General features: G+C 70.8%; 14 protein-coding genes. 4 read left to right on the top strand and 10 right to left on the bottom strand.

The window, feature by feature from the left end; genetic code table 11:
* Nucleotides 1–249, bottom strand: a 249-nt coding sequence (locus C1I99_RS02280; protein ID WP_267897461.1) for a sigma factor, incomplete at its 3' end; no start/stop codon positions are given.
* 456 nt (nucleotides 250–705) lie between these two features.
* Here C1I99_RS02280 and C1I99_RS02270 point away from each other — a divergent pair.
* From C1I99_RS02270 to C1I99_RS02255, 4 genes are all read left to right on the top strand, one after another.
* The gene (locus C1I99_RS02270) at nucleotides 706–1,059 is read left to right on the top strand and encodes an ArsR/SmtB family transcription factor (RefSeq protein ID WP_111132492.1); all 354 of its coding nucleotides are present in this window, start codon (nucleotides 706–708) and stop codon (nucleotides 1,057–1,059) included.
* Nucleotides 1,056–1,325 (top strand): hypothetical protein, encoded by a 270-nt coding sequence (locus C1I99_RS02265; protein ID WP_111132480.1) that lies wholly within the window; start codon nucleotides 1,056–1,058, stop codon nucleotides 1,323–1,325. The genes C1I99_RS02270 and C1I99_RS02265 overlap by 4 nt, the downstream gene beginning before the upstream one ends.
* A 117-nt stretch (nucleotides 1,326–1,442) precedes the next feature.
* Nucleotides 1,443–3,761: an MMPL family transporter gene (locus C1I99_RS02260; RefSeq protein WP_111132479.1), complete on the top strand. Its 2,319-nt coding sequence runs from the start codon at nucleotides 1,443–1,445 to the stop codon at nucleotides 3,759–3,761.
* A 397-nt stretch (nucleotides 3,762–4,158) separates the two neighbouring features.
* Nucleotides 4,159–5,118, top strand: a complete 960-nt coding sequence (locus C1I99_RS02255) for a VWA domain-containing protein (protein ID WP_111132491.1) — start codon at nucleotides 4,159–4,161, stop codon at nucleotides 5,116–5,118.
* A 51-nt stretch (nucleotides 5,119–5,169) separates the two neighbouring features.
* Here C1I99_RS02255 and C1I99_RS02250 read toward each other — a convergent pair whose 3' ends face one another.
* The 9 genes from C1I99_RS02250 to C1I99_RS02210 form a co-directional block, all read right to left on the bottom strand.
* A complete protein-coding gene (locus C1I99_RS02250) occupies nucleotides 5,170–6,897 on the bottom strand; it encodes a VWA domain-containing protein (protein WP_111132478.1) in 1,728 nt (575 codons plus the stop codon).
* 435 nt (nucleotides 6,898–7,332) lie between these two features.
* Nucleotides 7,333–8,499: a low temperature requirement protein A gene (locus C1I99_RS02245; protein WP_111132477.1), complete on the bottom strand. Its 1,167-nt coding sequence runs from the start codon at nucleotides 8,497–8,499 to the stop codon at nucleotides 7,333–7,335.
* A gap of 425 nt (nucleotides 8,500–8,924) precedes the next feature.
* Nucleotides 8,925–9,455, bottom strand: a complete 531-nt coding sequence (locus C1I99_RS02240) for a flavin reductase family protein (protein ID WP_111132476.1) — start codon at nucleotides 9,453–9,455, stop codon at nucleotides 8,925–8,927.
* Between the two features lie 3 nt (nucleotides 9,456–9,458).
* Entirely contained in the window at nucleotides 9,459–9,833 is a 375-nt protein-coding gene (locus C1I99_RS02235) for a VOC family protein (protein ID WP_111132475.1), read from the bottom strand.
* Nucleotides 9,834–9,887: 54 nt separating this feature from the next.
* On the bottom strand, nucleotides 9,888–10,808 hold the full coding sequence (locus C1I99_RS02230) for a methionyl-tRNA formyltransferase (protein ID WP_111132474.1): 921 nt from the start codon (nucleotides 10,806–10,808) through the stop codon (nucleotides 9,888–9,890).
* Nucleotides 10,805–12,031 carry an argininosuccinate synthase gene (locus tag C1I99_RS02225; RefSeq protein WP_111132490.1) on the bottom strand — a complete coding sequence of 409 codons (1,227 nt, stop codon included), beginning with the start codon at nucleotides 12,029–12,031 and terminating at the stop codon, nucleotides 10,805–10,807. Before C1I99_RS02225 ends, C1I99_RS02230 begins: the two co-directional genes overlap by 4 nt.
* Nucleotides 12,032–12,036: 5 nt before the next feature.
* Nucleotides 12,037–12,792, bottom strand: coding sequence for a HalD/BesD family halogenase (locus C1I99_RS02220; RefSeq protein ID WP_111132473.1), 756 nt, complete (start codon nucleotides 12,790–12,792; stop codon nucleotides 12,037–12,039).
* A gap of 13 nt (nucleotides 12,793–12,805) precedes the next feature.
* Nucleotides 12,806–15,235 carry a condensation domain-containing protein gene (locus tag C1I99_RS02215; protein ID WP_111132472.1) on the bottom strand — a complete coding sequence of 810 codons (2,430 nt, stop codon included), beginning with the start codon at nucleotides 15,233–15,235 and terminating at the stop codon, nucleotides 12,806–12,808.
* Between the two features lie 9 nt (nucleotides 15,236–15,244).
* On the bottom strand, nucleotides 15,245–16,810 hold the full coding sequence (locus tag C1I99_RS02210; protein WP_111132471.1) for an AMP-binding protein: 1,566 nt from the start codon (nucleotides 16,808–16,810) through the stop codon (nucleotides 15,245–15,247).
* Nucleotides 16,811–16,818 lie beyond the last annotated feature (8 nt).

Genomic DNA, 16,818 nt, shown 5'->3' with positions numbered 1-16,818 from the left:
CACCCACTCCCGCCGCCACCAGCCGCGGCGCCGCTCATCGAGGAAGGTCCGGATCAGGATCTGGCGCACGTATGCGTCGAGCACCTCGTGCCGGGAGACCCGGTTCCAGACCAGGTAGAGCTTCGTGAACGCGGTCTGGACCAGGTCCTCCGCCCGGTGCCAGTCGCCGCAGAGCAGGTACGCGGTGCCGCGCATCGCGTCCGCCCTTGCCGCGAAATACTCCGCGAACGCCGCGTCGCGATCGCCCATCCAAGCCTCCGATCCCCCGATTCGAGATAGTCACGCGGGGTCCGGCTCCGAGGGTTGCTCCTCGCAGCGAAATCGTCGTGGTGCCACGCTCGCGCCGGCTCGCGGAGCAGACCGCACCGCACTCGGACCGGTCGCGGTCGTCCTCGCCGGGACGGTCCTCGGCCCGGCCAGCCAGGTCGCGCTGCTGCTCAAGCAGGCCGCCGCCCTGCGCGCCGCCGGCGGCCGGGCCGACACGCTGCTGCGCGCCCCGGCGGCGGTCACCGACCCGGCCCGACCCGCGCCAGCACCCGCCCGCGGCGAGGTGGTCTTCGAGGTCCCTGACCGATCGACGGCTCGCGCCGCTCGTCCACCTCGCTGATGACCTAGGCGGACCAGCTGGGCGCGGAGGTGACGCAACCGGACTTGAGAGCGGCGACAGCACCTGCTAACTTTTGTTGGCATGTGCAGGGTTCGGTTATGAGCAGGGCTGCTCCGACCGGCGATGACCTGGTGCGGGTGCTGGCCACGTTGGCCAACCCGCACCGGCTGCGGGTCGTCGCGGCGCTGGTGCGCGAGCGCAACTACGTGAGCCGGCTGGCGCGCGAGTTGGGCATCAGCCGGGCGCTGCTGCAGGTCCATCTACGGAAGCTGGAGACGGCTGGACTGGTGTCGGCACACCTGGAGCTGTCCGAGGACGGGAAAGCAATGAAGTTTTACGAGGTGAACCAGTTCGTGTTCACGCTCACGCCAGAGTCGATAGCGGTCGCGGCACAGACGCTGGCCGTCCCGGACCTGGTGGAGCGAGACGGTGAGGAGGGGTCCCGCTCGTGAGCGGACAGGATTGGACGGAAGTTGTCGGGGCGATCGGCCTCATCGCGCTGATCACCACCGTGATCTCGGTGACCATCGTGCAGTTGGGCGCGACCTGGCGGGCGAAGGCGGCCTTGGCGCGCGAGGCCGAGTACCGCCAACTCACTGAGGCCGTGGTGCAAACGCAGGAGGTTACCGAGCGCCGGCTGGCCGACCTCGGCGAGCGCTTCGGGACGATGCAGGCCCGGCTGGCCGAGATCGAACGGGTGCTGAAGCAGGTCGAGTAGGCCGAGGTAGGTCCTGGGCCGCCGAGCGGCAACTCGACGGCCCAGGCGAGGAAGAAGCACACCTCGCCCGAGGCGAGTTTTGATCCCCATGCTCCTTCGCGGAAAGGACAGCATTTCATGCTGCGCACAGGCAAGTCGGCCGGCGGCGACCCAGGCGCCGGGCCGCCGGGGTCACCGCCTCTCGGCGACCGGGACAGGGAAACCAAGCGGACGGTGATCGAGCGGGCCGCCGGCTGGTCGGTGCGGCACCCGGTGCTGGCGATTGTCGGCTGGTTCACGCTGGTTGCGGTGGCGGTGCTCGCCAGCGCGCTGCTGCCCGGCGAGCAGGCACGCTCCACCGATCCGGGCGAGTCCGGACGTGCGCAGCGCGTGCTGCGGCAACAGCAGGGCCTCGTGCCGGTCCGCGAGAGCGTACTGATCCAGGCACGTCAGTCCGGCGGGCAGCGCGTGAGCGACGATCCGGCCTTGCGTGCGGCCGTAAAAGACCTCGTCACGTCGTTGCGGCGCACCGGTGCGGTCACCGACGTCCGGTCACCCTTGGAACCCGACGGGCAATCTCTGGTGTCCGCGGACGGACACTCGGGCCTGGTCACCTTCCACGTAGCGGGCACGGTCGACGAGGTGAGGCCCAACTACGACGCCGCCGTCCGAGCGGTCGATGCGGTCGCCGGCCGCCACCCGCAGGCGAGGTTGGCCCAGGCGGGCGACCGAAGCCTCGCGGTCGCGGTCGATCAGGGCATCAAGGACGACTTCAAGCGTGCAGAGTTCATCTCGCTGCCGCTGACCGTGGTGATTCTGCTGGTGGTGTTCGGCTCTCTGGTCGCAGCCGGGATCCCGCTACTGCTCGCGTTGAGTACCGTCGCCGGCACGTTCGGGCTCCTCCAGGTTGTTGCCCACTGGGTACCGATCAACAGCGCCACGTCGTCGATGGTGCTGCTGATCGGCGTCGCGGTGGGTATCGACTACTCGCTGTTCTATCTGCGCCGGGCGCGGGAGGAACGCGCCACGGGACGCGACATCGTCGAGGCGCTGCGCATCACGGCCCGCACATCGGGGCACGCCGTGGTGATCTCCGGCCTGACTGTGATGCTTTGCCTCGCCGGCCTGCTGTTCACCGGGCTGGACAACTTCCGGGGGCTGACGGTTGGCGCGGTGCTGGTGGTCGGTCTGGCGATGACCGGTTCGGTGACCGTACTGCCGGCGCTGCTGGCCGTCCTCGGCCACCGCGTCGACAGCGGCCGCATCCCCTGGCTGAGCCGACGCCGCACCGCGGCAGCCGATTCCCTCCTCTGGTCCGCGGTCGCGCACGCCGTCGTCCGACGTCCGCTGCTGTGGGGTGGGACGGCGACGTTAGCGCTGGTCATGATGGCGCTGCCCGCGTTCGGCATGCGTCTGCAGGACGCCGCGGTCACCGACAGCCTGCCGCGCAGTGTTCCCACTGTCGATGCCGCGATCCGGATGCAGCAGGCGTTCCCGGGCGCGGCCAGCCCGGCGCGGGTCGTGATCTGGAACAGCAACGGCGAGGACGCCGACAACCCCGCCGTGCAGACCGCGATCGACAACCTGCGCTCTCGTGTCCTGACGAGTGGCGGCATGCTCGCCGAACCCGTCGCGGTTGTCAAGGTCGACCGGGTACTCGTCATGCGGATTCCCATGGCCGGCTCGGGCACCGACGCCACCTCCAACCAGGCCCTGCAGACGCTACGAGACGACGTCCTGCCCGCCACCCTCGGCGAGATCGACGACATTGACTACGCAGTGACCGGCCGGACAGCGATCGCCTACGACTTCGCCACGACGCTGAACAGCCGCACCCCCACGGTGTTCGCCTTCGTGCTCGCCCTGGCGTTCGTCCTGCTCGTCGTCGCCTTCAGGTCCCTGGCCGTCCCGTTCGTGTCAGTCGCGTTGAACCTGCTGTCCATCGGCGCCGCATACGGCGTACTGACCTGGGTGTTCCAGGACGGGCACCTCGCCTCCGTGCTCGGCTTCACCCCGTACGGCGGGGTGGTCGGCTGGCTACCGCTGTTCATGTTCGTCATACTGTTCGGCCTCAGCATGGACTACCACATCTTCATCCTCAGCCGCATCCGCGAACGCTGGACCGCCGGGGCCAATCCCCGCGACGCGATCATCGGCGGTATCGCCAGCAGCGCCGGCGTCGTCACCAGCGCCGCCGTCATCATGACCGCCGTATTCACCATCTTCATCACCCTCAGCGCCATCGAGTACAAGATGCTCGGGGTCGGCATGGCCGTCGCCGTCATCATCGACGCCACCATCGTGCGTGGGGTCCTGCTCCCGGCCGCCATGGCACTGCTGGGCGCCCGTACCTGGACACTGCCGCGTTGGCCGCACCGGCCCCCCGGCAGACTTCAGCGGACAGGCGCCGACTACCGGCACACGCCCCAGCCGACCGCGCTGGAGCCCACACGCTAAACAACCGCTCCCAACCCGATGGAATGCGCCGGTCCGCGGGACCGGCGCACCCCATCACTCTGGCACGCCCCGGCACGTCACATCAGGCCGCCGTTATCAACCAAGGTGCTGCCCCACATCCCGGAAGTGTGGTGGCGTCGCGGTAGGCGGCGACGGTATGCACCCTGGCTCGGCGTTTGGTTCGTGATCCGGTCGGTAAGGACGCCTGCCGGACCGGGGCGAACGTGTTTGCCGGCTGCCGGGCGGGGAAGCCCGCCGCCGTGACCGACACAGACATCTCCACCGGTCAGAACCAGGAAAGGGTAGGTGGCGCGACAGGACACCGTTCGGGCGCCGCTGGTCCGCCGGCTAGCCCGGCAAATGGCCGCGATGGTCGGGCGACGTGCGGCGGTGGCCGGTGACCTGGGAGTCGCCGGGCCGGCTGTGGCTGCTGGCGGTTGTTGCGGCCCTCGCCGTGGCATACCTGGTGGCGCAGCGGCGACGCGGCCGGTACGCGACCAGGTTCACCACGATGCGACTACTCGATCGGGTGGCACCGCACCGGCCGGGATGGCGCCGCCACGTGCCGGTCGGGCTGCTCTTGGTGATGCTGGGGCTGCTGGTGGTCGGGTTCAGCCGGCCGACCGCCGAGGTGCGCGTGCCCAAGGAGCGGGCCACTGTCATGATCGCCGTGGACGTGTCCACCTCGATGCTCGCCGCCGACGTCGAGACCGACCGGCTCAGCGCCGCCAGGGCCGCAGCCCACGACTTCGCCGACGACCTGCCGGACAGCTTCAACCTCGGGCTGGTCGCCTTCGCCGGCAGCGCCGCCGTGCGGCTGCCTCCCAGCACCGACCGGGCGGCCTTGCACGCCGCCATCGACAGGCTTGGCGAGGGCAGCACCGGCGTGCAGGGCACCGCGATCGGCGACGCCATCGAGACCAGCCTGCAGGCGGTGAACGAGTTCGACGCCGCCGAGGCCAGGGATCCCCCGCCCGGGCGAATCGTGCTGCTCTCCGACGGCGCCAACACCGCCGGACTCGACCCGCGCGAAGCCGCGGCACACGCGGTCGCGGCCAAGATCCCCGTGCACACCATCGTGTTCGGCACAGTGCATGGCACCATCGACGTCGGCGGTCGGGCGGTGCGCGTGCCGGCGGACGGGCAGACTCTGCAGTCGGTAGCCAAGGAGACCGGCGGAAAGTTCCACGAGGCGGCCAACGTCGAGGAACTGCGCGACGTCTATGAGAACATCGGCAGCTCCGTGGGCTACCGGCTCCAACGGCAGGACATCTCCGCCCGGTTCATCGGCTGGGGCCTGCTGGTCGCGTTGGCCGCCGCCGCCACGTCCATGCTGTGGTTCGCCCGTATGCCCTGACCGGCTCCGGCGCGGCGCCGACCGGCGGGTGACCGGTCATACCCATGGTGGTCAGCCGGCGGCTGGGCGCATGGCGATGGCTTGCAGGAACACGTCACCGATCGTCGCCGGGTCCTGGGCGACGAGAACGCCGCCGCCAGTCACCTTTGTGATCTTGGTCAGCTCGGCACGGTTCACCGCGTCGCCTATTCCCAGGACGATCAGCTGGACGGGCCGGGTATCGTCGCGCAACTCGGCCAGTCGGTCCGTCAACTCCGGCAGCGATATGCCGTCCGGATCGTCGTTGCCGATGCCGTCCGTAAGGACCACCACCGAGTTCACCCGGCCGGGCTGCCAATCGGCCTGCACCTGCTGATAGGCGGCCAGGACCGTGTCGTAGAGGCCGGTGTCACCGCGCGGCTTCGGCTGGATCTGGGCCAGGGCATCGACCAGGCGTTTGCGATTGGTCGACAAGGACTCGATGGGTGCCAGCTGCCGGTAGTCCTTGTCGCCGTCGAGGTGGGTGGAGAAGATCCACAGGCCGACAGCCCAGTCGTCGTTGAACAGGCTCAGACCTCGCCGGGCCGCCTCCAGCGTCACCTGCATCCGCGTGGCGTTACCCGCAGTCGGCACCGTCCCGTTCATCGTGCCCGATACGTCGACCACCGCGAGCATCCGCGCCGGCGCCACCACCGCCGACCACGAGGACAAGGCGCGCTGCACCACCGCCGGGCTCACCCCGTCAGCCGATCCCGCACCATGACCGTCCGTCGGCGCGCCGCGGGGGGTGGTGAATCCCGGTCCGGCAGCGCCGTCGGGTAGCCGCAGGCCCAGCGGGCCGAGGAGGTTACGGAACGCCGGGGCGTCCAGCGCCCGGTGCACGGTCTCGGCGGCGGCGACACGCGCGGGATCCAGGCCGGGCATCACCGCGAAGGGGTAGTCCAGCGGCACCGGCGCGGGCCGGACCTGAACCGCCACCAACGGGACCGGCGGCTTGGCGGCGTTGTAGGCGATCACGTCCTGCTCGGACAGCACCGCCAGACCCACCGCCGTGGCGAGCGTCGTCGGGTCGCTCGCCCGCGGAAACCGCGCCGTCAGGTCCTCCCGTACCTCTGAACGGCCGATCGCGAGGGTACGCAATGCCGCGGTCGTAAGCTGCGGTTCCGCTGATCCCGTCGCCGTGGTCAGGGCCAGCAGCGCGGACAGGCCAGCGACGTCCCGAGTTGGCTCGACAATGCCGGCGTTCACGCCGACACCGGAGGTGACCTGCGACAGGAGCGACCGCCACGTCAACTGCGTGTCCGTCCACCCGAGCCTGGCCGCGACCGGTTCCGGCGCGGCGACCACAACCGGACTGCTGGCGATCGACGTCCCGTCGCTCGGCACGAACGCGGGGGCGGCCGATGTCAGCCGTGACAGCCAGATCGAGGAATCAGGGATCCAGACATCCGGGTCAGGCGTGGCGCCGTTGGCCCGGCCCACTCCGGCCAGATTCGCCCCGTGTCGAGCGGAGATCACCGCGGCCACGTCCACCGGACTGACCGCGTTCACCGACACCCGCACACAGGCGCCGCCGCCGCCGCCATGCTCCAGTGCGGCGACCGTGGACCGCACCGCTGGCGCGACCTCGGGCGCGGCGGCCACCGTCAACGCCGTCTCAGTGGCGCATCCTGCTGCAGCCATCTGCCTGAGCCCGAAAGCAACGCCGCTCAGCACGACGATCACGGCGACGGCGGCAGCGACAGAACTGCCACGAGACGAACGGCGGCGATAACGGTGGCGGCCCGGCACGGTCAACATCCTGACTACTCACCACGCGCGGCGATAGGTCCTTTCGGTCGATTCTGCGACTTTCACACCCCTGCCGCGCCCCGGTCACAGACCAAAGACGCCCATACTCGACAGGATCGTCACCGACCGTACTGCCACGAGCATCGACCGCGACGGAGGCTGATGATGCCGAGCGACAAACATGCCCGGATTCTCCCGCGACGCCCGGCCGCCCGTCCTGCCAGATAGGAACAGGCCGGGTCAGGGATCGGTGCCACTGTGGCACGAGCGGACGCACTCCACCCGCACCGCGTCGATCCGCGACTGACCGCCGCAACGTAGCGCCCTGATGGGCCCTTCCACGCTTCCCGAGAAGCCGAGGCACGCGCCTTGGTCGGGCGGTCGTCGCCCTGGGGTGGGGGTGATCGACGACGGCCGGTGGTAGTGGTCGGGCCGAGCGGGCGGTCAGCCCGGCGGCGACGGACGGCGCGGACGTCGACGCCAGAAGACGGTGTCGGAGATGGCCACGCCGGCCAGGATCACGTTCATGATCAGCGTAATCAGCATCGGATCCAGCGGCATCGCCAGCGGGGTGACGGTGGCGATCAGTAGCAGGCCGACGATCCGTGAGCCGGCCACTCTGTTGAACGTCAGCTTGTCGAAGCCCGCTCTCCCGATCAGGAACAGGATCAGCCCGCCGGCGATCACGACGGCCCAGACCGTTCTGGTCTGCCCCGTCGGGTTGGTGACGATGACCTCCTCGCTGGCCGAGTTGACGACGAGACCGGCGACCATCACCAGATGCCAGTACGCCAGGGACCGGCTGTAGCGCCCGGGGCTGCGGCTGGAGGCGATGCTGGCCGGCAGCAGCTCACCGGCGTGGTAGAAGTAGATCCGCCAGGTCAGGATCGCCGTCCAGAAGGTGATGACGAGCGCCGCGACCCGCTCGGCAACAAAGTCGAGCTGGTTGAACTTGAGACCCGCCGCCAGGATCTTGTCGGCGATCGCGATGATCATGAACTGGTGGAACCGCTCGGCCAGATGGCTCGCCGACGCCGTCAGCCCCTTGCCGTGCGCGTGGTAGGACGGCAGCCGGAACTCGTGGGACGCGTCAACGATCAATCCCAACGACCAGAGGACCAGTTGCGGCGTGCCGCCAAGGACCGCACCCGCCAGCCAGAACACCCCTGACGCGCAGGACCAGACCAGCATCCGGCCGGCACCCAGTGCCGCGCGCTGAGAGGGCAGGGCGACCAGGACGAAGAGCCCCCGGCCCACCTGGATGGCGACGTACATGGCGGCGAACAGGACGCTTTGCTGCCCGAACGCCTCGGGTACCGCGAGCACCATCAGCAGGCCAGCAAGCATGATCATCACGATCAGGAACTGGACACTCGCCCGATCGGCGTCGAGCCGTCCCGACGTCCACGTGGTGAAGATCCAGATCCACCAGAAGGCGGCCAGCATCAGGCCGACCTGCCACGCTCCCGCCCAGGTCAGGTCGCTGAACAGCGTGTCGGAGAGCCGGACCACCGCGAACACGAACACGACGTCGAACAGCAGCTCGACATAGGTGGCGCGATGCGGACGGTCGGGGTCGCGCAGCAGATCTTCAGCCTGACCCGTGGTCATCGACGACCCGCTCGCATTCCTTCTCCCTCGCCGAGGTGGGATAATTCTCCCATATCGGACTAAGGCGAGCCCGTTGGGCACCGCCTTCGCAGAGGAACCTTCCGACTTCCGTGCCCGGCGCCGCACGCGATGTGGTGATGGGTGACGACCATCAGCGCGGCGAGCAGCCGCATCCCACCACCTGCTCTGCCCGAGCGTTCGGGCTCGCCGTCCGCCGGACCCGCCGCCGGCCGCGCGCCCGCGGATGCCCCGAGGCGCCGGTCCGCCAACGCCAACTGCTGTACGGGGGGTGGACGGCGACTGGCTGGACGTGATGCTGGTTCGGTCCGAGCCGGCGAAACGTGCTGACGCGGACGCAGGTCGCCGAATCTGCGGCCTGACATGGACGGATCGGCGCACTCCGGGCTACGCCGGGCTGCCGCTCCTCAACCGGCGACCTGGACCGGCGCCGGCGCGGCACCGATGATCGACCGGTACCCTCCGTGCAGGTAGAGCAGTGGGGACTTGTGCGGGTTGAGCGGGCCGTAGGCCACCGCCTCCCCGATGACCACCGCGTGGTCGCCCTGGTCGGAGATGTCCCAGACCCGGCAGTCGAAGTAGGCGGTGCCGTCGCTGAACACCAGGCAGCCGGTGGCCGGTGCCCGGTGCACCCGCGACCCGGCGAAGGCCGCCGCCCCGGACGGCCGGCGTGCGTCGGCGAACCAACGGGCCGCGCCGCGTTGGTCAGCCGCCAGCACGGTAACCGCGAAGACGCCGGACGCGTACACCTGGCGCAGCAGCCGACACCGGTGTTTCAGGCAGGTCAGGACCAAGGTGGGGGACAGCGAGACGGTGGTGAACGAGTTCACCGTCATCGCCACCGGGATGTCGTCGAGCATGCTGCTGACGATGCCCACTCCGGTGGCGAACGCCCCGGCGGTCCGCCGGAACTCGACGCCCTGGTCCTGGCCCGCCATGTGTCAGTCCTCCTGCCCCCAGACCAGGCAGAACGGGTGCCCGGCCGGATCGGCGTAGACGCGGAATCCCCTGCTGCGGGTCCCGCCGCCGCGCAGCAGGGTGGCGCCGAGGCGGAGAACCTCCTGCTCGGCCACCCGGATGTCATCGACCTCGACGTCCAGGTGGACCTGCTGCGGGAACGCCGGATCCGGCCACTGTGGCGGCTGGTGGTCAGGCGCCCGCTGGAAGCTGAGCCGGGGGTGGCCGTCCGCACCCTTGAGGGTGACCCAGTACCCGTCGCTGTCCGCCCACTCCAGGCCCGTCAGCTCGACGTAGAACTCCGCCAGCTTGTCCGGGTCCGGGCAGTCCAGGACCACCGAGTGCAGTCGACCGATCATCCGACCCTCTCCTCCGCCGTCGTCGTGGCACCGCGCCACGTCACCACCGGGCTGTCAGTGAACGTACTCGCCGAAGGTGGTGAAGTAGTCGACGGCGCGCACCGGTGGACCAGTCTCCGTGGCCACCTGGAGCAGCACCACCCCCCGGTCGTCGCCGTCGGCGTGCGTGCCGCAGGCGACCGCCACCCCGCCGTACTCGGCCTTGACGATCCGGCCCGGGGTGCCGCCGTACGCCCGCGGCGGACGGGTGGCGGCTTTGACCCAGAGGCGCAGCCCGCGGTGGGTGGTCCAGGCGTTGACGAACGGGTCCGACTGCCCCCGGATCAGGTTGTAGATGACCGACGCCTTGTCCCGCCAGTCGATCCGGGTGTCCGCCACCCCGATCCGGTGGTAGAACGACGCGCCGGTGGTCGCTTGCGGCTCCCCCCGATCGCCCTGCCGGACCCGGTCCAGCGCGTGCAGGGTGACCGGTACGTACTCGTCGAGGAGCCGTTCCAGGACGTAGCCGGCGGTGTCGTGCGGGCCGATCTTGACACGGGCCCGGGCTATCACCGGCCCGGTGTCCAGTTCCTCGGCCATGTAGTGGACGGTGAGGCCGGTCTCCTCCTCGCCGTTGCGGATGGCCCAGTTCACCGCTCCGAACCCGGCGTACGCGGGCAGCAGCGCGTCGTGCGTGTTGATCGCGCCGCCCTCCGGAATCCGCAGCACCTCCACGGGTACCCGGGTGCGCCAGTTGGTGGAGACGATCACCTCGGGGGCGAGCCGCCGCAGCTCGTCGTGCAGCTCCGGCTCCCCGGCGGTGGCGGAGAAGCGCACCGGCAGCCCCAGCTCGGCCGCCGTCCGCTCGACGTCGGGCTCGCCGAGGCCGCTGAACTCCGCCCGGTGGGTCAGCACCAGCAGGACCTCGTGGTGCGGCGCGATGCCGCGCAGGACGGTCGCGCCGAGCTGGCCGTACCCGAGGAAGACGACCCTCATCGGTCGGCCGACCGGGACGTGCGGCCGGCCCGGAACCGCACCGTGTTGACCCGCAGCCAGCCCGACGAGTCCCGTTGGTCGAACACGTCGTCGGCTTCGAAGGTGGCGAACGCGGTGTCGTACCGGCTGTGCGGGGACCGGCGCCCGATCACCTGCACGGTGCCCCGGTGCACCCGCAGGATGGCGTCCCCGGTGACGTCCTGCTGGCTGTGGTCGACGGCCGCCTGCAACATCAGCCGCTCCGGCGCGAACCACAGGCCCCGGTAGACCAGCGCGGCGTACTTCGGCATCAGCTCCTCCTTGAGCTGCGCCACCTCCGGGTCGAGCACCAGCGACTCCACCGCCCGGTGGCCGTGCCAGAGCAGGGCGCCGGACGGCGCCTCGTAGATGTTGCGGGTCTTCATGCCGAAGATCCGGTTCTCCACGATGTCCAGCCGGCCCACGCCGTGCCGGCGACCGATCTCGTCGAGGGTCTGCAACACGGCGGAGGCGGACAGGGCGGTGCCGTTGACCCCCACCGGATTGCCGCCCTTGAAGTGGATCTCCACAGTTTCCGGCTCGGCGGGCGTGTCGTCGACGTCCCGGACCCGGAACAACAGCCCGGCCGGGGCCGGCTGCGCCGGGTCCTCCAGCGCCTCACCCTCGTACGAGGTGTGCAGCAGGTTGCTGTCGATGGAGTACGGCCGTTCGCCGCTGCTGAGGTCGAGCTCGATGCCGTGCTTGCCGGCGTAGGCGAGCAGGTCGGTGCGGGAGGCCAGGTCCCACTCCCGCCACGGGCTGATCACCGTGATGTCCGGGCGGAGCGCCGCGAAGGTCAGCTCGAACCGGGTCTGGTCGTTGCCCTTGCCGGTGGCCCCGTGCGCGACCGCGTCGGCATCCACCTCCTCGGCCACCCGCAGCTGCGCGGCGGCGATGAGCGGCCGGCCGATCGAGGAACCCATGAGGTACTGCCCCTCGTACAGCGCGTTGGCCCGGTACATCGGGAACGCGTAGTCCCGGGCGAACTCCTCGCGCAGGTCCATCACCCGGACGTCGTCCGCGCCGAGCTTCTCGGCCTTGCGGGCGGCGGTCTCCAGCTCCTCGCCCTGCCCGAGGTCGGCGATGAACGCGGTCAGCCGGCACCGGTAGCGTTCCTTCAACCAGACCAGGGCCACCGAGGTGTCCAGCCCGCCGGAAAAGGCGAGCACGATGTGTTCCGGTACGACGGGGTTCCGGTTGGCCATGCCGATCACACCTTTCCCGCGGGCGCGTTGGCCCACAGCTGGTCCATGGTCTCGTGAGTGAATTCCCTGGTCAGGTCGGACGTCGAGGCGTACCCCATGTTGACGATCTTGCGGCGGCCCCCGCGGACCGGGAAGACCCGGTGCAGCGTCGTGTTGGTCCGCATCAGGTAGAGATCGCCGGGGAACAGTTCCATCGAGTAGATGGGTCGGCTGACCAGCGCCCGGTTGATCGCCGGCCGCTGCTTGTTCCAGGTGGTGCCGGGCACACACTGGACGAAGCCGCCCTCCTCCACCGACGGGCACTCGACCACCCACACCAGGGCGAACGTGAAGTCGTCCCAGTGCCACCCGTGGGTGTCGCCGTCCTTCTCCAGGCAGGTGATGACGAACTGCTCCGGCTCGTACGGGCAGGGGTGCACCGGCTCACCGGCCACCTCCGAAAGCACCCGCAGCAGCGGCTCGGCCGTGTACAGGCCACTGACCACCTGACCCAGTTCCGCGATCTCGTGCCGGGTGACGTTGCGCATCCGGCGTGGCGTGTATCCGGTCTCGGCGAAGGCCAGGTCCCGGCGCGTGCCGGCCACCTCGATCAGCTCGTTGACCTCGTCGGCGAGGGCCTTCTTGACACTGTCCGGGGCGATGAAGGAGACCTTGGCGTGCCCCAGGTAGGAGAAGTCCCGGCGGGCCGCCGCGATGCTCGGTGCGATGTCGCGCTCCAGATGCTCCTGTAGGTCCTGGTACAAGACCTTCAAATCGGACACTGATCCTCCTTGACTAACCGCGCGTCGCCTCGACGCGGGCGAACTCGATGACGGCCGCCGCGACCTCCGCCACGGCGGGCGGGCGCAGCACCGCGAAGTGGTCCACGCTGATCTGCCGGGTGCGGACGGCGCCGAGCCGCTCCGTCCACAGACCGAGCTGCGCATCCAGCAGTTCCGCGCCGATCACCAGCGCGGGCGTGTCGACCGGACCGGGATGGACGTACGTGACGCCGGCCCGGATGTGGCGTTGGTAGTCGTGCCACCGGCGGGCCAGCGCGTCCGCCGAGACCGGCTCCCCGGCGGCGGCCAGGCCCGCGGCGAGCGCGGCGACCGCCAGCCGCTCGTCGAAACCGTCCGGATCCGGCCCGCCCCCGGTGTGCGCGCTCGACTTCCCGGGAGCTAGCCCCAGCGAGCGACGGACGTTCTCGGCGAAGGTGTCGAAGCGTTGCCGCACCCCGTCGTCGGGCAGCGCGTACCCGGTCGGCGGCGCGCTGTCCAGCAACACCAGCGCCGGCCGGCGCCCGCCCTGCTCGGCCGCCATCTGGTAGGCGATCTGGCCACCCAGCGACCACCCGCCCAGCAGATCCGGCGCCAGTCCGGCGGCGGCCAGGTCCGCGCCGTACCGCCGGGCCATCGTGGGCACCGTGGTCAGCTCGGCGCTGTCCCGGGAGACCGTGACCCGCCAGTCCGTCGGCAGCAGCGCCACCAGCTCCTGGTAGTCGTGGAGACTCCCACCGGCGCCGTGCACCAGGTGCAGGTGGGTGCCGGCACCGCCGCGCACCGTCACCAGCGTCGAGGGGGTCTCGACCGGAGCTGTCTCGCCGCCGAGCTGCTCGACCAGCCGGCGCACGGTGGGCTCGCGCAGCCAGCGCACCACGTCCACGGCCGGATGCCCGTCGGCCTCCAGCAGCGTGGCGAGCTGCAACGCCCGCAACGAGTTGCCGCCGACGGCGAAGAAGTCGGTGTCCGGCCCGTCCGGTGGGCCGCCGGTCAGCCGGCTCCAGGCCGCGACGACGCGCCGCCCGTCGGGTGACTCCAGCAGCGCGCCGGCCGCCCGGGCACCGCCGTCCGAGACCGGGCGTGCCACCGGCGTCTCCCGCCCGGCGCGGGCACGGGAGGTGACCTCGAACGAGCCCACCGTCCGCCCCGGCTCGGCGCCGCCGTCGGCCAGCACCGCGTCCAGGTCGTGCAGCAGACCCAGCACGGTGCTCTCCCGGTAGCGCCCGGTGTGGTACTCGATCTCGACCTGGAAGCCGCCGTCGGTTTCGAAGGCGGACATCGCCAGGTCGGCGCGGGCCGCCCGGTTGGGGCTGGGCAGCAGCGCCGCCGGGACCGCACCGAGGCGCAGGTCCGACCCGATGTGGCCGAGGTAGCTCAGCAGCACCGGCGCCGGGTCGCCGAGCGCGGTGCGGGTCGACTCGGGCAGGGCTGCGAACACCACCGGGTACGGCACCGCCTGGTGCAGCAGCATCTGCCACATCGCGTCCCGGGCACCACTCACCACCGCGGTGACGGTGTCGTCGGCCTCGACGGTGCCCCGGACCAGGCAGAGGTTGGCCGTGTAGCCGACCAGCGCCTGGTCCCGGGCGGTGGTCCGGTTGGCGGTCACCACGCCGATGGTCACGTCCGGACCCGCTCCGGAACGGGCGAGCACGATCTGCGCCGCGGCGAGGATGATCGCGAACGGGGTGGCGAAGGTGGCCTTGGCCAGCACCGCCATCCCGGTGGCGGCCTCGGCGCTGAAGGCGTACCGGAGGATCGTGCCGGGCGCTCCGCTGGCCGCGGTGCCGGGCAGGTCCGGCACCAGGACGCTGGCCGCCGCCCCGGTCAGCGTGTCGCACCAGTACGACACGCTCTTGTCCCAGTGGCCCTCCGCGCGGGCCGCCGCCTGCTCCAGCGCGTACGTGGAGAACGGCACCGGCGTGGTCGGGAAGCTCACCGGGCGGCCGGCCTGAGCCGCCTCGTACGCCTCGGACAGCTCCCCGATGAGCAGCTGCACCGCCCAGCCGTCCAGCACCACGTGGTGCACGGTCAGCAGCACCTCGTGCCGGCCGGCGACCCGGACCAGGGTAAGCCGGGCCAGCGGGGCGGTGTCCGGCTCCAGCGGCTGCCCGTGCACCTCCTCGGCGAGCAGCCGCAGCAGGCTCGTCGGCTCGACCGGCCCCGGGTCGGGCACCTCGATCCGGTGCACGCCCACCGCCAGCCGGGGCGCCACCTCCAGGGCGAGGATGTCGCCGCTCCGCCGCACGGCGGTACGCAACGCCTCGTGCCGGTCTACCACGGCCTGCCAGGCGGTCCGCAGGGCCGGCTCGTCGAGGGCCCGGTCGACGGCGAGTCGCCAGGTGAGGTGGTACACCGACTGGTTCCGGGCCCGCTGGTGCACCCACCAGAGGGCTTCCTGCATCGGGGTAGCCGGGATCATCGCCGGCTCGGCGGTCGTCATCGTCGTGCCTCAGCCACGCGCGGCAAGCAGCTCGGTGGTCAGCCGGCGCCGGTCAACCTTGTCCACCTCGGTCAATGGGATCTCGGAGCGGTGGTGGAACCCCCGGGGCCGCATGTACGCGGGCAGGTGCCGGACCAGTCCGGCCAGGTCGTCATCGGCGAGCGGCTCACCGGTGTAGACCGCGTACAGGTCGAGCTCGCCGTCGGCGGCGGTCACCGTGACCACCACCGCCTCCACCACGGCCGGGTGGGTCCGCAACGCCGCCTCGATCTCGCCGAGCTCCACCCGGTTACCCCGGACCTTCACCTGGTGGTCGATCCGGCCCTGGTGCACCAGCTCGCCGAACTCCCGGCGGACCCGGTCGCCGGTGCGGTACCAGTGCGCGGGGGTCAGCGGCGTGCTGCCGTCGTAGAGCCGGCCCCGCTCGCCGTCGAACTCGACGAACCGGCCCACGTTCTCCACCCGGTCGAGGTAGCCGGGGAAGCGCTGGGCGCCCCGGATGCACAGCTCACCGTCGTCACCGGGGCGCAGGTCCGCGTCGAGCAGCAAATACTCCAGGTGCGGGTAGATGTCCCCGATCGGTATGGACCGGTTGGACGACTCGATCCGCTCGGCCGGGTCGGCGGGCACCACGTACGCGGTGACGATTACCGTGGTCTCGGTGGGCCCGTAGCAGTTGATCACCCTGGTGTTCGGCGCGGCGGCGGTCCAGTCGTCGACCTGCTCCATGGTGAGCGGTTCCCCGCCGAACGAACTCAACCGCAGCGTGGGCATGCTGTTGGGGGCGAGCGCCCGCAGCCGCTTGGCGAACGAGATCAGCGACGGGACCGACAGCCAGTGGGTCAGCCGCTTGCTGTTGATGAAGCGGACCGGCGTCAACACGTCGGCGCGCTGCGCCACACACAGGGTGGCGCCGGCGCCCCAGGCACCGAACATCGCCAGGATCGAACCGTCGAAGCACATCTCGAAGGTCTGCGAGACGCGCGACTGCGGAAGGAAGCGGTACCGCTCGATCACCGTGGTGAGGAACGCGCTGACGTTGGCGTGGGTGGCCGGCACGCCCTTCGGTCGGCCGGTGGTTCCGCTGGTGAAGATGATGTAGGCGAAGTCGTCCGGCCCGCGTTCCACCTCGGCTGGCACCTCCGACCCGTCGCCGGGCGCCAGGAACCGCCGCCAGCCCTCGCCGGTGAGATCCAGGACCATGACGCCGGCCAGCGACCGGTACTCGGCCAGCCCGTCCCCCGAGGTGTCGTCGACCATGGTGAGGTCCAGCCCGGCCTCCTCGGTGATGGCCAGGTTCCGGGCGGCCGGGTTCGCCGGGTTGAGCGGCACCACCGTCGCCCCCAGCCGCAGCGACGCGAGGTAGGCGAGGTAACCGACCAGGCTGCGGGAGGTGAGCAGCCCGACCCGCCGGGGCGGGCGCCCCAGGGCCTGGCACATGGCCGCCGACAACCGTCCGGCGGCAGCCCGCAACTCGGCGTAGGTCAGCGCGTCCGAGGCGATCTCGATGGCCACGTTGTCCGGGTGCAGCCGGGCCGACATACGGAACCAGTCGTAGAGGGTACGGGTCTGCATCACACGTC

The organism is Micromonospora deserti (assembly GCF_003236335.1).
Taxonomy (GTDB): domain Bacteria; phylum Actinomycetota; class Actinomycetes; order Mycobacteriales; family Micromonosporaceae; genus Micromonospora; species Micromonospora deserti.
The sequence above is the reverse complement of the archived record's forward strand: the minus strand, read 5'-3'. Positions and strand labels throughout refer to the sequence as shown.

Bases quoted from the DNA above. Each gene is read 5' to 3' on its own strand.
- C1I99_RS02250 (WP_111132478.1), bottom strand. From the start codon at position 6,897: ATGTTGACCGTGCCGGGCCGCCACCGTTATCGCCGCCGTTCGTCTCGT.
- C1I99_RS02270 (WP_111132492.1), top strand. From the start codon at position 706: ATGAGCAGGGCTGCTCCGACCGGCGATGACCTGGTGCGGGTGCTGGCC.
- C1I99_RS02260 (WP_111132479.1), top strand. From the start codon at position 1,443: ATGCTGCGCACAGGCAAGTCGGCCGGCGGCGACCCAGGCGCCGGGCCG.
- C1I99_RS02245 (WP_111132477.1), bottom strand. From the start codon at position 8,499: ATGACCACGGGTCAGGCTGAAGATCTGCTGCGCGACCCCGACCGTCCG.
- C1I99_RS02215 (WP_111132472.1), bottom strand. From the start codon at position 15,235: ATGACGACCGCCGAGCCGGCGATGATCCCGGCTACCCCGATGCAGGAA.
- C1I99_RS02225 (WP_111132490.1), bottom strand. From the start codon at position 12,031: ATGGCCAACCGGAACCCCGTCGTACCGGAACACATCGTGCTCGCCTTT.
- C1I99_RS02230 (WP_111132474.1), bottom strand. From the start codon at position 10,808: ATGAGGGTCGTCTTCCTCGGGTACGGCCAGCTCGGCGCGACCGTCCTG.
- C1I99_RS02235 (WP_111132475.1), bottom strand. From the start codon at position 9,833: ATGATCGGTCGACTGCACTCGGTGGTCCTGGACTGCCCGGACCCGGAC.
- C1I99_RS02210 (WP_111132471.1), bottom strand. From the start codon at position 16,810: ATGCAGACCCGTACCCTCTACGACTGGTTCCGTATGTCGGCCCGGCTG.
- C1I99_RS02240 (WP_111132476.1), bottom strand. From the start codon at position 9,455: ATGGCGGGCCAGGACCAGGGCGTCGAGTTCCGGCGGACCGCCGGGGCG.